This is a genomic window from Nonomuraea indica, assembly GCF_002850745.1.
In the GTDB taxonomy this organism is placed as follows: Bacteria; Actinomycetota; Actinomycetes; order Streptosporangiales; family Streptosporangiaceae; genus Nonomuraea; species Nonomuraea indica.
Genome location: NZ_KZ559466.1, coordinates 739,575 through 754,705, shown reverse-complemented (window position 1 = coordinate 754,705; position 15,131 = coordinate 739,575). Strand labels below are relative to the sequence as shown.

Sequence of the window (15,131 nt, the reverse complement as noted above, 5' to 3'; positions counted from 1 at the left end):
CCTCCGGCTCACAGGTGCGCCAGCCCGATGGCGAGGAACCACACCAGCCCGGTCACGATGATGACCAGCGTCAGCGTGAACATGACCCGCATCAGTCCTCCACCTCGCAGTCGTAGGGGAGGCCGGCCCGCGGCTCGCAGCCGGCGGCCTTGACCCGCCAGCCGTCGCTGAAGCGGTGCAGGAACACCGTGTCGCCGGCGAGCCGTACCTGGGCCTCGTCGCCCCAGACCTGCACGCCGGTGACGGGGCCGCCCGCGCCCAGCCGCAGTGCGCGCAGCGCCTCGGCGCACGTCTGCCCGGGGTCGGGCAGCTTCTCGGCGGTGCGCGGGGCGAGCAGCGCGCACGCGGCCTCGTCCTGCTGCGCGGCCAGGGCGGAGTGGAAGCGCTCTACCGTACGGGCGGGCGCGCTGGTGTCGACGGAGCAGCCCGTGACGAGCACCAGCGCGAGCAGCGCGAGCGGTAGTCTCATGCGCCTCTGTTACCCGCTCGTGAACCAGGCATTCCGCAGGGGCCCGCTACCTGCAGATCTTCGTCTCCACCGTGCAGTGCAGGACCTCGGGGTAGCGGGCCGACGGCTCGTCCAGCAGGGGCTGCGGCCTGCCGCGCAGGTGCTGGTCGAGGAAGGCCGCGACGTACCGGCGGGTGATCTCCATGGCCCGCACCCCGGCGATGTCGGCGCCGACGTCGATGCCGAGCTGGTCGGTCAGCAGGCCGAGGTCGGTGAAGGACACGTGCTCGGCCCCGCGTACCAGGAGCCAGCGCTTCCACCCGGTGAGCTGCTTCCAGTCCCGCTCCCAGGTGGCGGCGGCCTCACCGCTGCCGGGGGTGTACGTGGACTGCCTGCCGAGGAACAGGAACGGCCGCGACAGGCCGCTCTCCGGGATCGGGGCGTCCGTGGTGCCGTCCACGTCGACGCCGGCGCGGATCCGGGAGTCCTTGACCATGGCCGGGAGGGCGCTCGCTCCGCCCACGGAGTGGCCGGCCATCGCGATCCTGGACGGGTCGATCAGCCTCGCGCCCTTCCACGCCGCACGCGACCCGGTCAGCTGGTCGAGCACGAAGGAGACGTCGGCGGCCCGGCCGTGGCTCAGCTTCTCCCACCACGCCGGAGTCCTGTCCATCTCGCAGGTGACGCAGGTGGTCACCCGTCCGTCCGGGAAGGTCGTGGCGATGTTCTCGTACGTGTGGTCGACCGCGGCCACCACGTACCCCCGGCTCGCCAGGTCCTCGGCGAGGGAGGTGAGCTCGGCCCGCGGCTTGCCGTGACCGGGGGAGAGCACGACGAGGGGCAGGGCGCGCTTGCGCCCGGCGGGCCGGGCGTCGGTGAAGGCGTTGGTCCGCGTCCTGCTCAGCACGTCGGCGGGCAGGCTGGTGATCTTTCCGTCCTTGAGCAGGAGCTCGGACTCCTTGGGCGTCATGTACTGCGCCCGGTGACGGCCCGGCGCCTTCGCCGGATACCACAGGGAGATCATGAGCTCCCTGTACTTCACCGTGGGGACCCACGGGTCGGGACGGGAGGTGTCCTTGAGGTACAGCTTCGTGGTGCCGACGGGCTGGGAGCCGGTCGGCTTCGGCAGGTACGGCGTGGGCGCGACGGAGACGGAGGTGGAGACGGAGGCCGGGGCGGAGACGGTCGCCGAGGCGGGCGCGGACGCCAGCGCGGCGGCGGTCACCACGGCGAGCAGCCCGCCGGCGGCGGCCAGGCCGCGCCGCCGGACGCGGCTCCCCGTCGTCCTGCCGGCGCCGTGCCGTCCGGCCGCGTTCGTCGCATGACTCATGGAGATGTCAGTCCTTTCGGAGGGATGGGGGAGGGGATGGTCAGGGAAGGCGGGTGCGGGTCCACCGGACGCAGAGCCAGGTCAGCAGGGCGGCGAGGGTGAGGAAGAGCGCGGTCTCGATGCCCTGCAGGGCCCAGAAACGGCCGGCGGGGTGGTAGGTCAGCCGCTGCCGGTAGCCGAGGCCGGCGAGCCTGGCGAAGCAGGCCTCGTCGGCCGTGGGGAGGGCGGCCTGACCCGGTGGACGCGCGCAGTCCGCCACCCAGGACGGCGCCGCGACCACTCGTCCGGCGGTGTCGACGGTCTCGTTGGCCAGGACCCAGGCGCCCGGTGGCCCGGCCACCGCGAGCTCCTCCAGCCTCTCGGTGCCGTTCACGCCCAGCTTCGAGATGTTCGCCATGGTGATGGTGACGGTCTGCCGGTCCGCCGGGGCCAGATGCGGGCGCACCGCGAACGGCACGGCCACCTGGACGGCGGCGAACACGACCAGGGTGACCGCCATGGCGGGCACGGTGCGGCGCAGCAGGATCCCCGCGGCCACACCGAGGACGAAGGCGAAGGCGGCGTGGCCGACGGGCACGATCCCGCGCGCGCCGAACACGAGCGGAGAGATCCGCGCGGCGAAGGACACGGCGTCGGGCATGGCGGCGCCGACCGGCCGGATCGTGTCCGGCCGGCTGGCGGCGTCGAGGGGACCGGCCCACCAGGTGACCGCGAGGCTGAGCAGCCCGGCCGCGGACGTCGCGGCCAGGCCGATGACGGCGACCTTGGTGACCAGCCACCGGGTCCGGGTGACGCCCTGGTTCCACACCAGACGATGGGTGCCGGTCTCCAGCTCCCGGCTGACGAGCGGCGCGCCCCAGAAGACGCCGGCGAGGGCGGGCAGGGCGTACACCGCCACGATGCCGGCGGAGTACAGCGTGCCGTCGGCCGGGGCGAGCCTCGTGACGCCGGAGCCCGGCAGCGGCCGGCCGGCGACCAGGAGGGCGGCGACGGCCACCGCGAGCAGGCCGTACGCCGCCGCGGCCTGGACACGGAACTGGCGCCAGGTCAGCCAGATCATCGCAGCACCGTCAGGGCGGGGCGACCGGCGGAGCCGGCGCCGGCGGGACGGGCCAGGTAGGCCAGCACGAGGTCTTCGAGGGTGAGGCCGCTCACGGTCCAGGCCGGGTCGAGGATCGGCGCCTCGGTGCGGACGACCAGCGTCGTCTGCCGGTCGGTGTGGCTGGCGGAGATGACCTCCTGGTCCGCGGGGAGCGTGGCGACGTCGCGGCGCGGCCCGCTCAGCCGGTGATGCGTGGCCAGCAGCTCGTCCAGCGCGCCCGCCAACCGCACCTGCGAGGCGACCAGCACGACCAGGTGGTCGCAGACCCGTTCGAGGTCGGCGACCAGGTGGGACGACAGGATGACGCTGAGCCCGTGCTCGGCGACGGCCTCCATGAGGTCCTGCAGGAACTCCCGCCGGGCGAGCGGATCCAGGGCGGCGACCGGCTCGTCGAGGATCAGCAGCTCGGGCCGCTTGGCGATGCCCAGCGTGAGGGCGAGCTGGGCGCGCTGACCGCCCGAGAGCCTCCCGGCCCGCTGGTCCGGGTCCAGGCCGAGCCGCTCGATCCGCCGGCGTGCCAGGGCGTCGTCCCAGCCGGGGTTGAGCCGGGCGCCCAGGCGCAGGTGGTCGGCGACGGTCAGGGAGGCGTAGACGGGGGTGTCCTGGGCGACGAAGCCGACCTTGGCCAGCTGCGCGGGTCCGTCTCCGGGCACGCCGCCGCACACCTCGATCGTGCCGGACGTCGGCGTCAGCATGCCGGCCGCCAGGTTCAGCAGTGTCGACTTCCCCGCGCCGTTGGGACCGACCAGGCCGGTCACGTGCCCGGCCGGCACCTCGAAGGTGCAGTCGGACAGCGCCCAGCGCTGCTTGTACCTCTTGCCCAGGTGCCGGGCTCGCAGCACCGCGCTCACGCGATGTCCTCCCGAGCGGCCGTCCGGAAGGTGGTCATGAACAGGGCCTCGATGCTCTCGTCGTCGAGCCCGGCCCTGCGCGCCCTGGACAGCCAGCGCCGCAGCTCCTGGCGCAGCGGGGCGTGGGCGGCGAGCGAGGCGTCGGCGAGCGTCCGGGTGACGAACGTCCCGACACCGGGGCGGGCGGCGACGAGCCCCTCGTGTTCGAGCTCCCGATAGGCCTTGAGCACGGTGTTGGGGTTGATCGCCAACCGGGCCACCACCTCCTTGACCGTCGGAAGCCGGTCACCCTCGTCCAGCAGGCCCAGCCGCAGCGCGTGCCGCACCTGCTGGACGATCTGCAGGTACGGCGAGACGCCCGACCGGCCGTCCAGGTGGAACTCGATCACTGCGCCCTCCATTCATCTATAGTCCTAGCACTATAGACCATTAGGTAAGCAGATCTCCCGAATCGAGGCGGGCAGCAGGCCGATTGCAGACCGGAGCCCGTCGCGCGGCCCGGTACGGTACGAGACATGCGCGCCGACAGGACGGCCCAGGTGATGCTCGCCGCGCTCGTGGCGCTGACCACGGGATGCGGCGCCGGCGGCGGAGGCCCGCGTGAGGCGACCACCTCGCCGCCCGCCGGCGCCGCCCCGGTCCGAGCCACCCCGTCCACCCCCGGAGGCAGCCCCGAAGGCACGCCGGGACAGGATCCGGCGGGCACGGCCCTCGCGGGGAAGGTCGTCGTGCTCGACCCCGGCCACAACGGGGGCAACGCCGCCCACCCGGAGGAGATCAACCGGCCGGTCGACATCATCACCCAGCGCAAGCCGTGCAACACCACGGGCACCTCGACCGACGCCGGATACGCCGAGCACGCCTTCGCCTGGGACGTGGCGCGCAGGCTCCGGCCGCTCCTGGAGAAGGAGGGCGCCAGGGTGGTCCTCACCAGGCCGGACGACCGGGGTGTCGGGCCGTGCATCACCGAGCGGGCCGCCATCGGCAACAAGGCCCGGGCCGACGCCGTCCTGTCCATCCACGGCGACGGCGCCGCCCCCGGCGGGCACGGGTTCCACGTGCTGCTGCCGGGTCTGATCGCCGGGCACAACGACGCCGTCGTCGCGCCGTCGCGGAAGCTCGGGCTGGCCGTCCGCGAGGCCTACCGCCGCGGCACCGGCCTGCCGTACTCCACGTACGCGGGGCGCGAGGGGCTGGAGACCCGCACCGACCTGGGCGGGCTGAACCTGTCGACCCGGCCGGCGGTGTTCGTCGAATGCGGCAACATGCGCAACCGCGGTGACGCCGCCAAGCTGTCGGATCCCGCCTTCCGCGAGCGCATCGCGGCCTCCCTGGCCGCCGGCCTGACCACGTACCTGCGGACCGGCTGACTCTCCCGCCCGGCGGGGGCGGCCGATGGCCTGGGGCGGCCGGATCGTGGTCTCCACCTACCCCGGACGCGCCAAGACGCGCAACGCGCGCCGTGACGAGCGGGCCTCCATCTGCGTGCTCTCCGACGACTGGGACGGCCCGTACGTCCAGGTAGACGGGCGGGCCGAGGTGCTGGACATGCCGGAGGCCGCCGACGCGCTGGTCGAGTACTACCGGTGCACAGCCGGGGAGCACCCCGACTGGGACCAGTACCGGGCCGCCATGCGCCGCCAGGGCAAGTCGCTCATCCGGATCCACGTCGAGCGGTGGGGCCCATCGCGACCGGCGGGTTCCCCGCCCATCCGGTGGGCGGAGGCTGAGTCAGGCCGGGGCGTCGGCGATGTGGTTGGCGGCCACGTAGCCGAACGTCATCGCCGGGCCGAGGGTCGAGCCGGCGCCGGCATAGCTGTGGCCCATGACGGCGCCGCTGGCGTTGCCGGCCGCGTACAGGCCGGGGATGACCGAGCCGTCCGCCCGCAGCACCCGCGCCCGCGCGTCCGTCCGCATGCCGCCCTTGGTGCCCAGATCGCCCGGGACGATCTTGAACGCGTAGAACGGCGGCAGCCACAGGGGCGCCAGGCACGGGTTCGGCTTGACGTACGGGTCGGCGTAGTAGCGGTCGTAGACGCTGTCACCCCGGTGGAAGTCGTCGTCACGCCCCTTCAGCGCGAAGCCGTTGAACCGGTTGACGGTGGCGCGCAGGGCCGTCGCCGGGACGCCGATCCGCTGCGCGAGCTGCTCGATCGTGGCCGCCCTGAACACCGCTCCCGCCTCGTACCAGGAGTCGGGCAGCGGCAGCAGCGGGGCGACGTCCTTGAACAGGTAGCGGTTGCGGTAGTTCTGGTCCACGATCAGCCAGCACGGGATGTGCGGCGCCGACGGCGTGTTGCGGTCGTACATGACGTGCACGACGTCGCTGTACGGCGCGCCCTCGTTGACGAAGCGCGCGCCGTCGCCGTTGACCAGGATGCAGCCGGGCAGGGTGCGCTCGGCCAGGCAGAAGTACGGTTCGCCGGGCAGCGGGACGGCCGGGCCCCACCAGGCGTCGTCCATCAGCTCCAGCGCCGCGCCGGCCCGCTCGCCCGCCTCGATGCCGTCGCCGGTGTTCTCCCTGGCGCCGACGGTCCAGCTCGTGCCGATGGGCTGGCGCTGGAACTCCGCCCGCATGGCGGCGCTGTGCTCGAACCCGCCCGAGCCGACGACGACGCCGCGGCGGGCCCGGACCAGGGTCCGCACGCCGTCGCGCTCGGCGGTCACGCCGGTGACGCGGCCGGACTCGACGTGCAGGTCGAGGAGCGGGGTGTCCAGCCAGACCGGTACGCCGGCCGCGAGCAGCCCGGCGCGCAGCCCGGCGGCGAGGGCCTGCCCCATGGTCAGCGGCTTCTCGCCGCGCAGCGCGGCCGCCGTGCCCCGGGCCAGGCAGGCGGCGCTGACCTCCAGGCCCTTCGGGTTGACCGCGGTCAGCGTCAGCCACTTGTAGTCGGCGCTGAAGACGACCATGCCGGCGGGGGTGGGGATGTAGGCGGGGTTCAGCCGGGCCAGCTCGTCGCCGAGCACCCTGCCGTCCAGCTGGTCGGGTTCGATGCTGCGGCCGCCCGGCATGCCGCCGGGCAGCTCCGGATAGTAGTCGGAGTACCCCTCCATGAAGCGGAACCGCAGCGGGCTGTTGCGCATGACGAACGACAGCATGGCGGGGCCGTTGTCGAGAAAGGCGCGCTGCCGGTCGGCGGGCACGGTGTCGCCGACCACGCGGGCCAGGTAGGCGGCGGCCTTGGCGGGGGTGTCGGGCACGCCGGCGGCGAGGATGACCTCGTTGCACGGGATCCAGATGCCGGCGCCGGAGCGGGCCGCCGAACCGCCGAACGTGGGGGCCTTCTCGATGACGAGGGTGCGCAGGCCGCGCCTGGCGGCGGTGAGCGCGGCGGTCATCCCGGCGGCCCCTGACCCGGCCACGACCACGTCGTACTCGGCCTCGGCGTGCCGGGTGCGCGCCGAGGCGGCGCGGGCGGGCCGGGGGCCGAGCGCGGCGCCCGCCACGAGCGCGCCGCCCGCCAGCGCGGCCCCCTTGATGACGGTCCGGCGGCTGTGTCCCCCGCCGGCCCGGCCGGGCTCCGGGGAGGACGGGGGGAGGACGGGTGCGTCGGCCATGCTGCACATCCCTTCGCGTACGGGCGCGATCCGTCGCAAGCATGCGCTTGGTTGGTAGGGGTGTCAACACGCCGCCCGGCCCGACGGCGGACAATGGGAGGCATGCGCAAATACGTGATCATGGGAGTGCAGGGCAGCGGCAAGGGCACGCAGGCGACGCTGCTCGCGGCCGACCTCGACCTGACGCACATCAGCGTCGGCGACATCTTCCGCTGGCACGTCAAACAGCACACCAAGCTGGGCGCCCAGGTCAGGCGGCTGGTCGCGGCCGGCGAGCTGGTCGGCGACGACCTCGTCGAGGAGGTCGTCGGCGAGCGGCTGCGGCAGCACGACTGGAACTACGGCTTCGTCATCGACGGCTTCCCGCGCAACCGGCGCCAGGCGGAGTTCTTCCTGGAGAGCTACGACATCGACGGCGTCATCCACCTGGACCTGCCCGACGACGAGGTGCGGCGGCGGGTGCTGGCCAGGCGGCTGTGCTCGCGGTGCGGCATGGACTACAACCTCATCGCGCACCGTCCCGAGGTGGAGGGCCGCTGCGACGTCTGCGGGGGCGAGCTGGTCACCCGCGCCGACGACACGCCCGAGGCGCTGGCGAGGCGGCTGCGCGACCACCACGACAAGATCGACCCGGTGCTGGAGCTGTTCCGCCGCAAGGAGTACGTGACGACGGTCGACGCCCGCGGCGACAAGGCCTCCATCCAGCAGACCATTCGCGACCGCCTCGGCCTGCCGCCGTACACCGCGCCGGCGCCGGCCGCCTGACCCGCCACCTCCCGCCCTCCTGACCCGCCACCCGCGCTGCCGATCGGGGACGGCCCTTCGGCCTGGCCGATCGGGACTTCCGGCCCTGCCGTCCGGCGGCGGTCCGGAGTCCGATGGAGGCGGACCCGAAGGAGGAGCCATGATCGTTGTCGGTGTCGACGGATCACAACCCGCGCGCGCCGCGGTGGAATGGGCTGTGGACGACGCCCTGCGCATGCGCGAGCCGCTGCGCATCGTGCACGCGGTGGACCGCTCGCCGTACCAGATCGCGAAGTTCCCCGCCGCCGACTGGCCGGACGCCCTCGTCCGGGCCGGGGAACAGATCCTGGCAGAGGCGCTCGCCGTCGCGCGCGACCGCCAGCCGACCGTGGACGTCACCACCGAACTGGGGAACGGCACGGCCGCCGTCGTGCTGACCGGGCTGGACGAGCAGGCCACCGAGATCGTCATCGGCAGTCGCGGCCACGGCGGGTTCGCCGGCGCGCTGCTCGGCTCCGTCAGCGACCACGTCGCCGGGCGCGCGCGCTGCCCCGTCGTGGTCGTGCGCGGCGCGCCTGACCAGGTACGCGGGCAGGTGGTGGTGGGCGTGGACGACACGCCCGAGGGCGAGGCCGCCCTCCGCCACGCCTTCGAGCAGGCCGCCATGCGCGGCGCCACGCTGCGCGCGGTCCACGCCTGGCAGCTCCCCGTGCACGCGTTCGCGCCGGAGCTCGCCTACGACATGGACGACGTCCGTACCACCCAGTACCAGATCATCAGGTCGGCGCTGGAGCGGTTCGAGAAGGAGTACCCCCAGGTCACCGTAGTCGAGGACGTCCGCTCCGGGCACCCCGTGGAGGCGCTGACCGAGGCGTCGGCCGAAGCCGACCTGGTGGTCGTGGGCTCCCACGGTCGCGGCGCGCTCGGCGCGGTGCTGCTCGGCTCCGTCAGCCGCGGCGTGCTCCACCACGCCCACTGCCCGGTCGCCGTCGTCCGCACCCGTCCCGGAAACCCGCCGCAGCCGAGGACCTAGGGCCCTGGGGGCGGGGACGTTCGCCGCTGCCGCCGGCCGCGCCGGAGCGGCATCGTGGAGGGCGAGAGGAAGGTGGCGGCAATGTCAATCCAGGTCAAGGACGTCATGGGACGGGTGGCGATCACCGTCAGGGAGAACGCCTCGTTCGCCGACATCGTGACGGCGATGAAGCGCTACGCCGTCGGCGCGGTCACCGTGATCGACGCCGACCGCCGTCCGGTGGGCATCGTGTCGGAGGAGGACCTGCTGCTGAAGGAGATCCTCCCGGCCCGCCACGGCGCCCCGGTCTTCGAGTCGCGCAGGCGGCGCGAGGAACACCGCAAGGCGTCCGGCGTCACCGCCGCCCAGCTCATGACCGCTCCGGCGATCACCGTCACCCCGGGCATGCCGGTCCGCGACGCGGCGCGGCTGATGCGCGACCAGCGGATCAAGCAACTGCCCGTCATCGACCCGGTGACCGGACGGGTGAGCGGGACGCTGCACCAGCGCGACGTGCTGCGGGTCTTCACCCGGCCGGCGGCCGAGCTGGAGGCCGAGATCAACGCCCTGCTGCCGGACCCGGCCGCGTTCTGGGTGGAGATCGACGGGGGCGTCGTGCACATCCGCGGCACGGTCGAGTGGAGCTCCCAGGTCATCGACCTGACCGAGGCGATCCGCCGGATCGAGGGTGTCGTGGACGTCGTCACGGACCTGTCCTACGAGAAGGAGGATCTGCTCGTCGTCCCGCCGCTGCTGTGACTCTCCCACGCTCCGGGCAGGCCGTGGGGCTGCCCGGTCACCTCGTCGGCGGTGGGGGCATCCGGAGGCCCATCCCCTGCTCCCACCGCCGGCCGTCGCGGCCACCGGCCGGTCACGTCCACCGTGACCGGCCTTTTCGCGTGCCCGTTCCCGGTGCGCCGCCCCGCCTGTTCCCGGTTCGTCCGGCCGCCCCGTCCGTCGCTGCGGTGCACACCGAACGTCTGCTCAACATCGGCCGCCTCGCCGGGGCCCGCGGATGAGGGCAGCCAAGGAAGATGCCATGAGCGAGAAGCGCGAGAGATGCGACGATCTCATCGCTCGCCGCCAGGAACTAAGACGTGTTTGAGATGTTGGGGTGTTGTGCCGGTTGATGGGCGGAGCGCAAGTGGTGGGATGAGAGCATGGGCTGTCGATTTGGCCTGATCTTGAGTGAGTGATCATGACTGCAGCTGAGCTCGTGTCGGCTTACCTGTCGGCGCTGGAGCGGGCGGATGCCGAGGCGGTGCTGGAGTTGTTCGCGCCTGGAGCGATGGTGCACTCTCCGCTGTACGGCCCTCGACCGGCCACGGAGTTCTACCCCGAGCTCTTCGCCGATACCAGCCGGGCGGGCCTGACTCTGCTGGGGGTGGCGGAGGGCCGGACCCAGCAGGGGGCCGCACTGATCTCGTTCTGGTTCCACTTTGACTGGCGCCTGCCGTCCGGAGCTGCCGCGCCGTTTGACGTAGTGGACCTGGCTGAGCTCGCCGAGGACGGCCGTATTGCCACGCTGCGCATCGTGTACGACACCGTTGACGTGCGTCCGGCGTTCGAACGCGAGACCGGCAGTTCGTGGCGGCCCACCACAGATCAGAGCTGACGAGTTGCTGTCCACCCTGGCTGTGAAACGATCTTCAGATGTCTCGGGGCGATCTGACGGATGCACAGTGGGAGCGGCTGGAAGCCGTGTTGCCGCCGATACCGAAGATGGGTCGGCCGCCGCGGGATCGGCGGCAGGTCTTCGACGGGATCTGGTGGCGGGCGCGGACGGGCTCGCCGTGGCGGGATGTGCCCGAGCGGTACGGGCCCTGGGAGACGGTGTATCCGGTGTTCCGGCGCTGGCAGATCGACGGCACCTGGCCCCGCATCTTGAAGAAGCTTCAGGTCAAGGCTGATGCCGACGGCATCATCGAGTGGGAGGTCTCGGTCGACTCCACCGTCTGTCGAGCGCACCGACACGCCGCCGGCGCCCGCAAAAAGGGGCTGACGATCCGGGCCGGACGCGTCCGGACGGCCTGGCGGTCGAGCCGGACGACCATGGTCTCGGCCGCTCCCGCGGTGGGCTGACCACCAAGATTCACCTCGCGGTGGACGCTTCCTTCCACGTCCTTGCGGCTGTCATCACCGCGGGCCAGCGGGGCGCCGCACCGGTCTTCGAGCGGGTCATGGAGAAGATCCGCGTCCCTCGGGCCGGCGTTGGACGTCCGCCAGGCCAGAGGCGTCGCGACCAGGTACGACAAGCTTGCCGTCCGCTACGAGGCCACCGTCCACCTCACCCTCATACGGCAAGCACTTTCACCACATCTCAAACACGCCCTATCCTCCGCGAACGGCAACGGATGACGGTCGGCGCGACACCGATGTCAGCACGATCCCTCACTCTTCGTAGCCTTGGGTCCGGCGCGAGACCTGAGCCGCTCACCGGTTCAGGTCCGAAGACGACCGTGTGAGGTGGGATGAGCCCAGGGATGAATCGGCCAGCAAGGCTCGATCGTCTGAGTTCACAGGCCCCCGTCGTCCTGGTTCCGCTGTTCGGTCGGAAAGAAGATCGCGCTGATCACATGCGGTCGACGCCTCGGTGCGGGCCCGTTCCCCGCCCGGGCTCTGAGCACCTCCAGCAACTCACCCGCCACCTCCTCCATCTCCTCCGGGCTGAGCCACAACATTCCCTGCCGATATCCCACCCGATCCGCGGCCGGATCGGCTCCCGGCCGATCGAGATAGGCGTTGAACTCGGCGAGCAGCGCCGCCATGGCCGCCGCGAACCCGTGACGGTGGTCCTCGTTCGACATGGCCTGGGCCGTGTCGGGGTCGATGCGAAGGACGTCGCGCCGGAGGCGGTAGTGGCGCTCGATCATCCCGCGCACCCGCTGCTCGCTGGCGACTTCCAGCAGCCCGGCGTCGGCGAGCATGCCGACGTGCCGGTACAGGGTGGTCTTGGGCACATCGGGCAGGCTCTCGCACAGGTCGGACGTGGTCCGGGTGCGCCCACCCGACAGCGCCCACATGATGCGCAGCCGGACCGGATGCAAGATCAGCTCAAGCGTATCCACAAGCCAACTCTCCCATAAATGGTACTGTTCCCAAACTTGGTACTAGTGGAGAGGGTGTCGATGACCACGCACACGACCACACCGCCGGCCCGGCTCAGCGACGCAGCGGTGATCCCCCTGCGCACGCTCGATCCGGCCGCCGCACTGGACGACCTGGAATGGCTGGACGAGACGATCGGGAACGCGCGGGTGGTGGCGATCGGCGAGAGCGCACACTACAACCGAGAGTCCTACGATCTGCGCCACCGCCTCCTGCGCTACCTGGCCGAGCGGCACGGTTTCGGCGCCTACGCGATGGAGACCGGTTACACGGAGGGATGGCGGGCTGACGCCTGGGTCCGCGGCGGCAACGACGATCGGCTCGGTGAGGTCATGGCGGGCGGGCTGACCTCGCTGATGGGCCTGTGGCGGCAGATGGGGAGCCACCTGGAGTGGATGCGCAGGCACAACGCCTCCGCCGAGCGCCCAGTCGGCTTCTACGGCATCGACCTGGGGGGCCAGAACGCCTCCCCGACCCCCGCCTTGGACGCCGTGCTCGCCTTCCTCGCGCAGGCCGATCCCGGCTTCGAGGCCGACCCGGCCATCAGGGAGACAGCCTCGGCCTTCTCCGCGACGTCCCCGTTCGTCGCGCCCGCGACCATGGCCGCCTACGCGCAGCTTCCGCCTGAGACCAAGAACGCGCTGACAGCGGGCCTCGCCGGCCTCGCCGCGCGCATGAAGGGCCGGCGTCTGGAGTACGTCAGGCGCACCACCGCCGAGGCCTACGAGCGTGCGCTGCGCTCCATGCACCACGCGTTCACCCTGGACTCCGTCATCCGAGGCATGACCGGCGGTGACCATCAAAGTGTGCTCTACAACCGCGACGCCGAGATCGCCGACACGGTCGAAGAGATTCTGCGCAGGCACGACCGGATCGTCCTGGCCGCCCACAACGCCCACATCCAGCGCGGGCCCGCCGTACTCCCAGGCATGAACCCAGTGACCCCGATGGGCATGCACCTGGCAGACCGGCTGGGCGAGGACTACCTGGTCATAGGCACCACGTCGGGAACTGGCCACATGCTCAACTCCGACGCCGCCGCGTTCATGGCCGGCACCCTCTTCGCGCCGATGCCCGCCCCCGAGCCCGGCAGCCTCGACGCCCTCATGCACGAAAGCCGCGTCGGCACCTTCGCCACCGACCTACGGCGGCTGTCGCCCGCCGACGCCGACGCCGTCCGGAGCGCTACCGTGCAACGCGCTGGTCTCGGCGCGTTCTACGCGCCGGTAAGCGCGCTGGACGCGTACGACATCGTCGTCCACCTGCCACACGTCACCGGCGCCGACCCCGATGAGACCGCACTGGCCTGCTCCCCCCAGGAGGTACGGGAGGTGTTCTCCCACTACAAGCCCCACTAGGGGTCGGCAACCGACCTGGCCCCAACCGCCGAAGGCCGATCTGGGAAGTCAGCTTCCCGCTTCCAGTTCGGCTCGCACCGTTGGCTGTCCGACGGCAGGGCCCGTCGCGAGTTCGGGGACGTACTTGAGATGGTCGAGCGGCTGACGCCGACAGGCGGGCGATGGAGGAGACGGTGTTCTCCGGCCGGGTGAGCAGGTCGCGGGCGTGACGGATCTGCTCGGCGGTCATCGCGGGCGGGCGTCCTGGGCGCCGGCCGCAGGGGCGGGCGGCGGGATCGAGGCGAGTTTGGCCGGGTCGACAACGATATGGATGTCGGTGATCCGGCCGTCGGCGACGGTGAAAGCGATGACCGACAGCGGCGTTCCGTCCGAGCGCCAGGACATGTGCCCGGGGACGCCGTTGACCAGCACGGGCCGTTGGCGGGCGACCTCACCGGAGAACATCCGGGCACCGGCGGCCACCTCGGTGGCGCCGAGGGTGACGACCACACCGGCGGGGGTGTCGACGGTCAGCTTCACGTTCGGGTCGAGGACCCGCAGGAGCGCCTCGAAGTCGCCACCGACGGCGGCAGCGCGGAATGCCTGGACGACCTCTTGGTGCTCGCGGCCGGGGCCCGCCGACCGGTCCGTGGCTTGGACCTTGCGGCGGGCGCGGCTGGCGATCATCTTGGTTGCGTCGGCGGATTTGCCCAGGATGTGGCCGATTTCCTGGAACGGGATCGCGAACATGTCGTGCAGGACGAACGCCAGCCGCTCGCTCGGGTTGAGCGTGTCCAGCACGACGAGCAGGGCGAAGCCGACCGAATCGGCCAGCGCCACCTGCTCGTCAGGCGTGGGCTCGTCGGCAGGCGTCACCACGAGGTCGGTGAACTCGTGCCCGTAGCCGGTCTCAGGGTGGGCCTGGCGGGATCTCAGGAGGTCCAGGCTGATGCGGCCGACCACGGTGGTCAGCCATCCCGCCAGGTTGCCGATGGTCGCCTCGTCATGGCGGACCAGGCGCATCCAGGCTTCCTGGACCACGTCCTCGGCGTCGGCGTGCGAGCCCAGCACGCGGTAGGCCAGGGCCCGCAGCCGATCGCGCTGGGCTTCGAACGCCTCGGTCACGAGGTCGGATGGGTGGGTGGTCACGACCGGCGCGGATTTCGCGGCTGACGCAGCGAGACCCGGTTGCCGTCCGGGTCCACCGCCTCGATCCGGACCCCGAACGGATAGTCCACGGGTTCCCGCTCTTCAAAGGTGACGCCGCGCTCGCGCATGATCTCGAAGTCCTTGCGCAGATCGTCGGATTCGAGGATCAGGGGACCGGGCGCGACAGGCTGGCCTGCGGCGCCCGTGTCGCCCGGCTGGCCCGCGGCCGCCGCATGTGACCACAGCAGGATCTGCACCGGGCTGTCGGGAACGCCGACGGTGAGGAACCGCCCGTCGGGGCCCGCGTAGTCGGCCCGCTTCTCCAGGCCGAGCCCTTCGGTGTAGAACTCCAGCGCACGGTCCTGATCAGTGACGTAGACCGTCACGTACATGATGTTGTTCAGCATCCATGTCCTCACTTCACTCGTTGGTGCGACGACCGTTCGTATTCGGTCGTCGCCCCTATGACGAGTGCCGACGGGAGAAGGTAAC

At 71.9% G+C, this 15,131-nt stretch carries 16 protein-coding genes and 1 pseudogene; 8 read left to right on the top strand and 9 right to left on the bottom strand.

All coding sequences use genetic code 11. The features are described 5' to 3' along the window. Window positions 1-91: 91 nt before the first annotated feature. From CXR44_RS03540 to CXR44_RS03520, 5 genes are read right to left on the bottom strand one after another with little or no spacing between them, the layout of a single operon-like run. Window positions 92-469, bottom strand: coding sequence for a hypothetical protein (locus CXR44_RS03540; protein ID WP_101783344.1), 378 nt, complete (start codon window positions 467-469; stop codon window positions 92-94). A gap of 46 nt (window positions 470-515) precedes the next feature. Next, the gene (locus CXR44_RS03535) at window positions 516-1,778 is read right to left on the bottom strand and encodes an alpha/beta hydrolase family protein (RefSeq protein WP_101783343.1); all 1,263 of its coding nucleotides are present in this window, start codon (window positions 1,776-1,778) and stop codon (window positions 516-518) included. 40 nt (window positions 1,779-1,818) lie between these two features. Then, entirely contained in the window at window positions 1,819-2,838 is a 1,020-nt protein-coding gene (locus tag CXR44_RS03530) for a transporter (protein ID WP_101783342.1), read from the bottom strand. Further along, the gene (locus CXR44_RS03525; protein WP_101783341.1) at window positions 2,835-3,731 is read right to left on the bottom strand and encodes an ABC transporter ATP-binding protein; all 897 of its coding nucleotides are present in this window, start codon (window positions 3,729-3,731) and stop codon (window positions 2,835-2,837) included. The genes CXR44_RS03530 and CXR44_RS03525 overlap by 4 nt, the downstream gene beginning before the upstream one ends. Continuing rightward, on the bottom strand, window positions 3,728-4,132 hold the full coding sequence (locus tag CXR44_RS03520) for a GntR family transcriptional regulator (protein WP_180903168.1): 405 nt from the start codon (window positions 4,130-4,132) through the stop codon (window positions 3,728-3,730). Before CXR44_RS03520 ends, CXR44_RS03525 begins: the two co-directional genes overlap by 4 nt. Before the next feature lie 114 nt (window positions 4,133-4,246). Between CXR44_RS03520 and CXR44_RS03515 the strand changes: the two genes are divergently transcribed. After that, on the top strand, window positions 4,247-5,101 hold the full coding sequence (locus CXR44_RS03515) for an N-acetylmuramoyl-L-alanine amidase (RefSeq protein WP_245898794.1): 855 nt from the start codon (window positions 4,247-4,249) through the stop codon (window positions 5,099-5,101). A gap of 37 nt (window positions 5,102-5,138) precedes the next feature. After that, window positions 5,139-5,461: pseudogene (locus tag CXR44_RS03510) on the top strand (TIGR03618 family F420-dependent PPOX class oxidoreductase); the annotation flags it as partial. Between the two features lies 1 nt (window position 5,462). On the opposite strand, the gene kstD reads toward CXR44_RS03510, so the two are convergent. Further along, window positions 5,463-7,289 (bottom strand): 3-oxosteroid 1-dehydrogenase, encoded by a 1,827-nt coding sequence (gene kstD, locus CXR44_RS03505; protein WP_219601649.1) that lies wholly within the window; start codon window positions 7,287-7,289, stop codon window positions 5,463-5,465. A 102-nt stretch (window positions 7,290-7,391) separates the two neighbouring features. On the opposite strand from kstD, the gene CXR44_RS03500 reads away from it, so the two are divergent. The 5 genes from CXR44_RS03500 (at window position 7,392) to CXR44_RS40015 (ending at window position 11,127) form a co-directional block, all read left to right on the top strand. Then, a complete protein-coding gene (locus tag CXR44_RS03500; protein WP_101783338.1) occupies window positions 7,392-8,054 on the top strand; it encodes an adenylate kinase family protein in 663 nt (220 codons plus the stop codon). 139 nt (window positions 8,055-8,193) lie between these two features. Then, on the top strand, window positions 8,194-9,066 hold the full coding sequence (locus CXR44_RS03495) for a universal stress protein (RefSeq protein WP_101783337.1): 873 nt from the start codon (window positions 8,194-8,196) through the stop codon (window positions 9,064-9,066). Window positions 9,067-9,147: 81 nt separating this feature from the next. Then, window positions 9,148-9,804, top strand: coding sequence for a CBS domain-containing protein (locus tag CXR44_RS03490; protein ID WP_101783336.1), 657 nt, complete (start codon window positions 9,148-9,150; stop codon window positions 9,802-9,804). 439 nt (window positions 9,805-10,243) lie between these two features. After that, window positions 10,244-10,660, top strand: coding sequence for a nuclear transport factor 2 family protein (locus CXR44_RS03485; RefSeq protein ID WP_101783519.1), 417 nt, complete (start codon window positions 10,244-10,246; stop codon window positions 10,658-10,660). Between the two features lie 38 nt (window positions 10,661-10,698). Further along, window positions 10,699-11,127 (top strand): IS5 family transposase, encoded by a 429-nt coding sequence (locus tag CXR44_RS40015; protein WP_219601648.1) that lies wholly within the window; start codon window positions 10,699-10,701, stop codon window positions 11,125-11,127. Window positions 11,128-11,561: 434 nt separating this feature from the next. Here CXR44_RS40015 and CXR44_RS03475 read toward each other — a convergent pair whose 3' ends face one another. Further along, window positions 11,562-12,113 (bottom strand): helix-turn-helix domain-containing protein, encoded by a 552-nt coding sequence (locus tag CXR44_RS03475; RefSeq protein ID WP_101783335.1) that lies wholly within the window; start codon window positions 12,111-12,113, stop codon window positions 11,562-11,564. A gap of 60 nt (window positions 12,114-12,173) precedes the next feature. On the opposite strand from CXR44_RS03475, the gene CXR44_RS03470 reads away from it, so the two are divergent. After that, complete coding sequence (locus CXR44_RS03470; RefSeq protein WP_101783334.1) at window positions 12,174-13,511, top strand: erythromycin esterase family protein; 1,338 nt, start codon at window positions 12,174-12,176, stop codon at window positions 13,509-13,511. A 225-nt stretch (window positions 13,512-13,736) separates the two neighbouring features. Here the strand turns inward: CXR44_RS03470 and CXR44_RS03460 are convergent, their stop codons facing one another. Both CXR44_RS03460 and CXR44_RS03455 read right to left on the bottom strand, forming a co-directional pair. Then, entirely contained in the window at window positions 13,737-14,639 is a 903-nt protein-coding gene (locus tag CXR44_RS03460) for a sigma-70 family RNA polymerase sigma factor (RefSeq protein ID WP_101783333.1), read from the bottom strand. Beyond that, on the bottom strand, window positions 14,636-15,025 hold the full coding sequence (locus CXR44_RS03455; protein ID WP_219601647.1) for a VOC family protein: 390 nt from the start codon (window positions 15,023-15,025) through the stop codon (window positions 14,636-14,638). Before CXR44_RS03455 ends, CXR44_RS03460 begins: the two co-directional genes overlap by 4 nt. Between the last annotated feature and the right edge of the window lie 106 nt (window positions 15,026-15,131).